This window comes from Streptococcus sp. UMB1203, from assembly GCF_030217725.1.
GTDB lineage: Bacteria > Bacillota > Bacilli > Lactobacillales > Streptococcaceae > Streptococcus.
The window spans coordinates 26,095-34,484 of sequence record NZ_JASOOK010000020.1 but is presented as its reverse complement, the minus strand read 5'-3'; the positions used below and the strand labels follow the sequence as shown (position 1 = coordinate 34,484).

At 41.4% G+C, this 8,390-nt stretch carries 8 protein-coding genes; 1 reads left to right on the top strand and 7 read right to left on the bottom strand.

The window, feature by feature from the left end; translation table 11 throughout:
- Nucleotides 1-146 precede the first annotated feature (146 nt).
- From QP439_RS06385 to QP439_RS06355, 7 genes are all read right to left on the bottom strand, one after another.
- Nucleotides 147-1,184 carry an aldose epimerase family protein gene (locus QP439_RS06385; protein ID WP_285388773.1) on the bottom strand — a complete coding sequence of 346 codons (1,038 nt, stop codon included), beginning with the start codon at nt 1,182-1,184 and terminating at the stop codon, nt 147-149.
- Nucleotides 1,185-1,497: 313 nt separating this feature from the next.
- Nucleotides 1,498-2,664, bottom strand: coding sequence for an SIS domain-containing protein (locus tag QP439_RS06380; protein WP_285388771.1), 1,167 nt, complete (start codon nt 2,662-2,664; stop codon nt 1,498-1,500).
- Nucleotides 2,665-2,887: 223 nt separating this feature from the next.
- Nucleotides 2,888-3,292, bottom strand: a complete 405-nt coding sequence (locus QP439_RS06375; RefSeq protein ID WP_285388769.1) for a PTS sugar transporter subunit IIA — start codon at nt 3,290-3,292, stop codon at nt 2,888-2,890.
- Between the two features lie 3 nt (nt 3,293-3,295).
- The gene (locus tag QP439_RS06370) at nt 3,296-4,117 is read right to left on the bottom strand and encodes a PTS system mannose/fructose/sorbose family transporter subunit IID (RefSeq protein ID WP_020903317.1); all 822 of its coding nucleotides are present in this window, start codon (nt 4,115-4,117) and stop codon (nt 3,296-3,298) included.
- The gene (locus QP439_RS06365; RefSeq protein WP_023947383.1) at nt 4,104-5,009 is read right to left on the bottom strand and encodes a PTS mannose/fructose/sorbose/N-acetylgalactosamine transporter subunit IIC; all 906 of its coding nucleotides are present in this window, start codon (nt 5,007-5,009) and stop codon (nt 4,104-4,106) included. Before QP439_RS06365 ends, QP439_RS06370 begins: the two co-directional genes overlap by 14 nt.
- Before the next feature lie 26 nt (nt 5,010-5,035).
- The gene (locus QP439_RS06360; protein ID WP_020903315.1) at nt 5,036-5,512 is read right to left on the bottom strand and encodes a PTS sugar transporter subunit IIB; all 477 of its coding nucleotides are present in this window, start codon (nt 5,510-5,512) and stop codon (nt 5,036-5,038) included.
- The gene (locus QP439_RS06355; protein WP_285388764.1) at nt 5,509-7,296 is read right to left on the bottom strand and encodes a glycoside hydrolase family 35 protein; all 1,788 of its coding nucleotides are present in this window, start codon (nt 7,294-7,296) and stop codon (nt 5,509-5,511) included. Before QP439_RS06355 ends, QP439_RS06360 begins: the two co-directional genes overlap by 4 nt.
- Nucleotides 7,297-7,615: 319 nt before the next feature.
- On the opposite strand from QP439_RS06355, the gene QP439_RS06350 reads away from it, so the two are divergent.
- Entirely contained in the window at nt 7,616-8,332 is a 717-nt protein-coding gene (locus tag QP439_RS06350; RefSeq protein ID WP_031237756.1) for a GntR family transcriptional regulator, read from the top strand.
- The last annotated feature ends 58 nt before the right edge of the window (nt 8,333-8,390 follow it).

Below are 8,390 nucleotides of genomic sequence, written 5' to 3'. Positions count from 1 at the left end.
AAAAGGACTTAGCCCTGTACAATACAGAACTAAATCCTTTGCTTAAATTAATTGTCTAACTTTTTGGGGTCAGTACAAAGTCCCTTAGCTTGCAAAAAAAGCAACGGATTTGAACTGCACCCCAAAAAGTAGAAATTCCTATCCTTTTATTTCACAACAAGCTCATAACGTGTCTTGCTTGTAAAGGTTTGACCGGCTTTAAGAATGACTTGGTCTTTGAGGTCGCTATGAATGGCATCTGGTAAAGCCTGCGCTTCAAGTGCAATCCCATTGTGCTGTACCATTGGCTGACCTCCTATGATGACACTCTCATCGACAAAGTTTGCTGTGTAGACCACAAAACATGGAGCCTCTGTCTTGAAAAGCAAGAAGCGACCTGAATTTTGGTCATAAAGGAAACCAGCATTGTCATGACCCGTAGGGAGGGCAAATGGGTGGTCCAAGCCAGATACCAGTTGGATTTGCTCATCTTCCTCTGCAAAGATATCCTTTAACAAGGCTCCATTGTAGATGTGTTTAACCACATCACGATTGGCATCTGGAGTTTTTGCAGGAACACCATCGGGAGCTATTGGGTAAATCCCCTCTGTATTTAGTTGGAAAACGTGGCGGTCAATTGTCTGCGTGAAATCACCAGACAAGTTGAAATAGCTGTGGTTGGTTGGATTGACCAGCGTATCCTGATCTGTCGTTACCTTATAGCTGATTTCGTAGGCACCAGTTTCTTCCAAGTGGTAGCTGATCCAGATCTTGAGATTCCCAGGGAACCCTCCTGTGCCATCTGTACGCTCTGTGTAGAGGGTCAAACCATGATCGCTCACTTCAACTAGTTCAAACAAGCTTGAATCCCAACCTGTTGAGCCACTGTGGTTACAGTTGCTAGCATTGTTGACTTCAAGATGATAGGTCTGGCCATTGAGTTCAAATGTCGCACCTGCGATACGGCCTGCAACTGGACCTACGCTAGCTCCATGCTTGGGACTATTGCCTACATAGCTATCGAAGTCCTCAAATCCCAAGATAACATTGGCAAAATTTCCAGCCTTATCAGGCGTGACATAGCGCAAAATGGTCGCACCATAAGTCATGACCTCAAGTTGGTAACCACCGTCCGTCTCAAAACGATAGGCTAAGACATCTTGTCCCTCATGATTTCCAAATACACGCTCTGTGTATGCTTTCATTCTGTTCTCCTTTTACTATTTCTCTCAAGCAAACAAACCATAGAAAGCCTACTGACAATCTATGGTTTATCTGATAATTTACAAATCCTATTGTCAAGAATTCATAAACACTGTCTTATACTCAATGAAAATCAAAGAGCAAACTAGGAAGCTAGCCACAGGCTGCTCAAAGCACTGCTTTGAGGTTGTAGATAGAACTGACGAAGTCAGCTCAAAACACTGTTTTGAGGTTGTGGATAGAACTGACAGAGTCAGTAACATATACCTACGGCAAGGCGACACTAGCATGGTTTAAAGAGATTTTCGAAGAGTATTACTTTTGATATTCGTGGATGATAACACCCTGTACCACACGATTTACTGTACCTGTAGGAGACGGTGTATCTGGTTTGTTTTCTACCTTGAGTGAAGTCAATAGGGCAAAGAGTTGGGCATAAACGATGTAAGGGAAGACACGGTAAATATCATTCAAGACACCGCCACAACCAAAGGCCACTTCTTTGACATTTTCAAGACCAAAAGCTTGATCACTCAAAAGCACAACACGACGAGCAATCTGGTCACCAGCAACTTCACGAACCAAGTCCAAGTCGTACTTGCGAGTGTAGTCTGTTGTTGTACCAAAGACCAAAACAACTGTATTTTCGTTGATAAGAGATTTTGGACCGTGACGGAAGCCGACTGGACTTTCATACATGGTCGCCACTTGGCCAGCTGTCAATTCCAAAATCTTGAGCTGAGCTTCATGAGCAAGCCCAAAGAAAGGACCAGCGCCTAGATAGATGACACGGTTAAAGTCTAGGTCAACCAACTCTTTGACATCTTCTGCATTGTCTAGAATTTTACGGGCAAGACTAGATACAACTTCAAAACGTTCAGCTTTAACAGCAAATTCTGTAGGATCAAAGACCAAGAGAGCTGTCAACATCATAGACGTAAAGCTAGAAGTCATGGCAAATCCAGCATCATTAGAGGCAGCTGGTTGCAAGAGCAAGAGATTGCGGTCATCTCCATGAGCTTGAAGAGCCAATTTACCATCTGCTGCACAAGTAATCGTCACTTGGTAAAGCTCATCTACCAAGGCCTTGGCCAAATCAACAGTCGCCACACTTTCAGGCGAGTTCCCACTACGAGCAAAGGATACAAGGACAGTTGCCACATCTTTTTTCAAATAAGTTTCTGGATTGGCAACGATATCTGTTGTCGCAATAGCATTGAAATTCCATTTGCGTTCGTCATAGACTTCCTTAAAGTAAGGTACCAAGGTATCTCCTACATAAGCAGAAGTCCCCGCACCTGTCAAGATAACCTTGATATAGTTATGTTTATCAGCAATTCCTTGTAGGAAAGCTGCAATTTCTTCACGTTTCGCTTGATAGGCTTCAAAAGCTTCTTTCCATACATCAGGCTGTTGGTAGATTTCACGAGTCGTGATTTCTGCACCCAGTTCAAGTAATTCTTCTTTTGTGTAATTTAGCATAGAGTTCCTCTAATCTATTATTGTTTCATTCCTATTGAAAATATGGGAATGGGAGTGACTCCCATTCCCATGTATATTCTATACAAGCTGTTCTAACGATTTTCACGTTGTCACATCGTATACTCAATGAAAATCAAAGAGCAAACTAGGAAGCTAGCCGCAGGCTGTACTTGAGTACGGCAAGGCGACGCTGACGTAGTTTGAATTTGATTTTCGAAGAGTATTATTCATCTTCGTCATCATCGAAGCCTGCTAACAGGTCATTAACTTTCACAATGTTTTCTGCAGCACGGTTCTTATAGTCCGCATCTGCACCTGTAAGGCTCGCATTGATAAATTCAATCACCATTGGAAGATTCATTCCTGCATAAAGTTCGATGTCACGACCTTCCATGATCAAACGACTGACCACGTTACATGGTGTTCCACCGAGAAGATCCGCAAAGACTAGGAAATCATCCAATCCTTCAATAGCAGCTTCAAATTTCGCAGTAAATTCTTCTGGACCATCTTCTGGAAGAAGAGCCACTGCATGAATATTGTCTTGTGGACCCATGATCATTTCAGTGCTACCTTTAAGTTCTTCACAGAAGCGACCATGACTCACCAAAATTAATGATTTAGCCATAAATTATGCGCCCATTCCAAGTACAAATTTACCAAAGGCAGAAAGACCTACTGCAAGAGCGATAATGATACCGATAGCTTTAGTAGAGGTCATACCTTTCTTACCAAGCAACCAGAAGATAAAGGCAGTAAAGATTGCTGGAAGCAAACGTGGGAAGATTTGGTTCAAGATGTCTTGGAAATCAATCATCTTTTCACCGATTGGCAACTTGTAAGAAATTTCAAAGTTGATCATTGTTGCTACAAGAGCACCCATCATGAAGACACCAAGTACAGATGCAGCGTCAATCAAAGCTGTCAAGGTACTTTGCATATTGTTGATAAGGTTAACCCCTTCTTTGTAGGCAAATTCCAACTGTTTCCAACGGAAGATATCATACGCTACTGCAACTGCAATCCAAAGGAAGATACCCCAAGGTTGACCACCGATAGCCATAGTTGCTGCGATAGATCCCATGATCGCAGGTACAAGTGAACCAAAGATTGTATCTCCAAGAGGAGCGAATGGTCCCATCAAACCTGTCTTGATACCATTAACGGCGTCTTTTGAACCCACACCATCTTTTTCTTCCATGGCAAGGTCAAAACCAGCGATAATGGTGTGGAAGAATGGTGAAGTATTGAAGAATTGAGTATGAACTTTCATCATTTCTTTCAATTCAGGAGTTCCATCCCCATACATTTTACGCAATTGAGGCAAGATCATGTAAAGGTAACCAGAAGCTTGCATACGTTCGTAGTTCCAACCCAATTGGAAAGTAAACAAGCTACGTTTGTTGATTTGATTAAAATCTTCTTTTGTAAGTTTGTAATTAGAATTCGTCATCTTCGATTTCCCCACTTTCTGATGGTGTAGAAGGTTCTGCTACAGCTACTTTTTGGCTATTTTTGAAGTGAAGCACTGCAAGGAAGATACCTACGATAGAGATACCAATCATAGACAAACCTTTGAAGTTGTTCACGAAACCAATTTTTTCAGCAACATCTTTCGGTAGAGTACCTACGATACCAGCAACAGCGCCACCAAGACCTGTTACATATGAGTAAAGAACAGTCAACATAGCTGTCAAACCAAATCCCATTGCAAGGTAGTGAAGGTTACGTTTAACTGGAAGGTAACGAAGCAAGATTGCAAATCCAAGACCTGGAAGCATACGTCCTGCAAGTGTCAAACCATCTGCAACCCACTGGTATTTTGTAACGAAGTCTACTACGTGTTGTACAAATTCACCACCAAATGCAAGCGCGAAGAAGACTGGAAGGGCACGAGATAAAGCCCAAGGAATCGCACCAAGCAAGTAGTTGCGTTCGATACCTTTGTAATCAAAGCGGTCGATTGCAGCATCAATACGGTGTGCGAAGAAAGTAGTTGTCATACGTCCAAGAACGTCGAAGTATGTTAAAAGTGCTGCTACTGGTACAGCGATTGTTGTAATCGCAAGGTCTGTAGCGATTCCTTGTGAAACTGAGAATGCTGTTGCAAGAACCGCACCAGAAGTTGCGTCAATACGAGAAGCACCACCGAAGGTACCAACCCCAAGAACGAACAGTTGCAAGTTACCACCGATAAGCAGACCAGTAGTCACATCTCCCATAATCAAACCAGTAATGAAACCAGCAAATACAGGGGAACCTGCAGATGAAACGATCGTCAACTCATCACAGATTTGATAAGCTGAGTACAAAGTGAGAAGTAAAATTTGCCACCATTGTATCATAACAATGACCTCCTAAAAATTTTTTCCTATTTTAATAAGCTCAAAAAGTCTGAAATTGGATCATTTGGAACCATTTGAGCAGTAAGTTTAACACCTTTTTCTGCCAATTTGTGGAAGTCTTCCACATCCTTGTCCACTACGTTGATAGAACGTGTGATGGCGCGAGTTTCTGGTGTTTGAGACATATTCCCAACATTAAGGGTTTCAATTGGTACACCTGCTTCTACCAAACCAAGGAAGCGGTCTGGTTTACGAGCCACGATAAAGAGACGTTGGCTATCGTATTTTCCAGCAAGAATATTGGCTGCCGCTTTCTCAATTGGCAAAATACTCAACTTCACACCTGGTGGTGTTGCAAGTTTCAAACCACTCTTTTCAACGTCGTTGTTGACAACTTCGTCATCTACAACCATGATACGTGAAACATTTAGTTTTCCAGCCCATAGATTGGCTACTTGTCCGTGGATCAAACGTCCATCGATACGGCATCCTACAATTGTCATAAGTTTTCCCCCTTTATGTGTTTTAGTGTAGGTTTACGAGTTAAATGAATCTCTTCTTTATATTGGCCCTCTGTTTCAAAGATGATGATACGATTGGCACCTTCCTTGAGATAGCTATGAGGGATATAAAGCGAGAGGGTTGGGCCGACGTTCCAAAAACGTCCTAGATTCTGCCCGTTTACAAAGGCAACTCCCTTACCAAACTCAGACAAGTCTAGGTAAGTATCTTTTGGCTCTTCGACTGTAAAGTCATAAGCGTAAAAGGCTGGTTGTCCTTCTGTCCATCCTTTTGAAAAATCAATTTTCTCAGGATTATCTAGTGGGAGTGGATAGTGTTTCCAGTTTAGTAAGAAGTGCAAATCCTTACAAACACCTGTCCGAATTCCCTTACGTTGCGTATCCGCTAAGAACTTGTGTCCATAGTTGACACGCCCCATATTTTCTACCAAGATATCCAGCCTAGATAGCGCTTTCTTTTCACCTTGATAAAAAATATCTTCCCCAATCTCTGTCTGATATTGGGTTTCAACCCACTGACCATCGACATAAAGCTGAGCCCTATCTCGACCGTCAATGATACGAAGTCTTTCTTCTTCTGCATCCCAGTTTGTTTCTGTTCGATAAAGTAGATAGCCATAGCTTTGTCCCAACTCCTCCATCTTTTTAGGATAGAGGCTTTCTACTGGACTTGACAAGCTATCCAAAGTTTCAAACAAGGAAACTTTTTCTACCAGTGGAATAGCATCCAACTCCATACTCTCTTTGTAGAGTGGTTCCAACTGGGGATACTCTGGGAAATGTGTTGCCATCATCTTCTTGACTGCCAAATATTTGGCAGTTGGATTTCCTTCTTCATCCAGAAGGGCATCGTAATCATAAGATGTAACTTGTGGCAGGTCCAAAGTCCCTCGAGCTGAGCAACCATTCATGAAACCAAAGTTTGTGCCACCATGGAACATGTAAAGATTGATGGAGCCTTGTTCCAAAACCTCTCGAACTGCATCTGCCAACTCTTTCGGATCCCGTGTGATAATCGGTTCTTTCCAACGATTGAACCAGCCATCCCAGAACTCCATACACATGAGCGGCCATTTCTTGCCATGCTCATCAAAGAATTCCTGCATCTGTGAAAAGTTGTACGGAGCTTTAGAACCAAAGTTCCCTGTCACAAAGAGGTCATCTTCGATTAAGGTTCCAGCTTTCAGAGTAGCTCTCCATGGACCATCTGATGTAAAGAGGGGACAGGTTACACCACGCTCTTCCATCAACTGTCGAATTGCTCTTAGGTAAGCCTTATCTTCTCCATAAGAACCATACTCATTTTCAACCTGCATCATAAGGATATTGCCACCATTGTCCAACAAATGTGGAACCAACCGTGACAAGAGCTGGTCATAGTAGCGACCAACAGCCTCAATATAGGCAGGATCTGAGGAACGAAGCCTCATATTCTTTGTTAAGAGCCAGGCTGGTAAGCCACCGAATTCCCACTCTGCACAGATGAAGGGTGACGGACGAACGATAGCGTAGAGACCCAAATCTTGTGCTGTCTGAAGAAATCGCTCCAAATCCAGAGCTCCTTCAAAGTGAAACTCACCCTCACGAGGCTCGTGTAAATTCCAGGCCACATAAGTCTCTACTGTATTAAAACCAAGAGCCTTCAAGTTATAGAGCGAATGATACCAATCTTCTGGAGGAACCCTAAAATAATGAATGGCGCCAGATAAAATCTTAAATGATTTTCCATCGAGATAAAAATCATCTCGTATCTCAAATCGTGTCATATTCTTACCTTCTGACAACTAAAGTTTACGCTTTCATTTGTTGATATAGTAAATATATCTCAATATCTTACATTTGTCAATAGGTTTTCACAATTTTTTTCATTTTTCACTAAATTTTACACAAAAAACTTATAAAAATCTTGTAATCTATAGTCATAACAACATTTTAGCACCATGTATAAAAATGTAGGTTTTTCTATTTATTCCTATGTAAATTAACCTTATAGCCTATTATTCTAATTTTTTTATTCAAAAGGCTACTATTCTTTCCAGTTTTATGGTAAAATCTTTAACGGAGAAGGAAAATCGAGGTGAAAATATGGCAATTCCAAAGTATCAATATATTAAAGATGAGTTAAAGAACAAAATCATTTCTGGTCAATTTGCCAGTGGAGATAAATTCTACACTGAAGCTGAATTGATTGCAATGTATGATGTTAGTTCTATCACAGTTGTTCGCGCTTTAAACGACCTTGCCAAGGATGGCTATATTGTCCGTCAACAAGGAAAGGGTACATTCGTTTCACGCGCACGCAAACACAAACTCGTAGAGTTTTCAGATGTAGAAGTTTTTGAAACTAAAGATGATAAAGTTACCGTCCTTTCTATTGAGCGTGGAAATAAACTAAGCTACTTAGAAAAACTTGGACTACGCGGAGATCAGTTCTACTACAAGATTGAACGCGTTCGCGAAACAGGTGGTGTTGTCTACATCTACCATACATCTTACATTCCAGAACAATACATCAACGCAAATTATCCAAATCTTGAATATTATAGCTCTATCTATAACCGTTTCAAATTGGATTACCACATTCACATGAATGATGAACATTTTGAAGAAATCAATGAAATAGCATTTCCAACTCCAGAACATGCGGCTTCGGTCCTCGGGGTCGATGAGCAATTCCCAACCGTTTTACAAACCAAGACTACTAAACTAGAGTCTACTGGTCAAGTTCTCGCTTACAGCGAAACATATAAACGAGCGGATTACTACAAAATCAAATTCATTTCATGTGACCGTGATCACTAAGAAGAAAGCCTAAGCCTTGCTTTGGCTTTTTCTATGCTTATTATATGACATTAAAAGT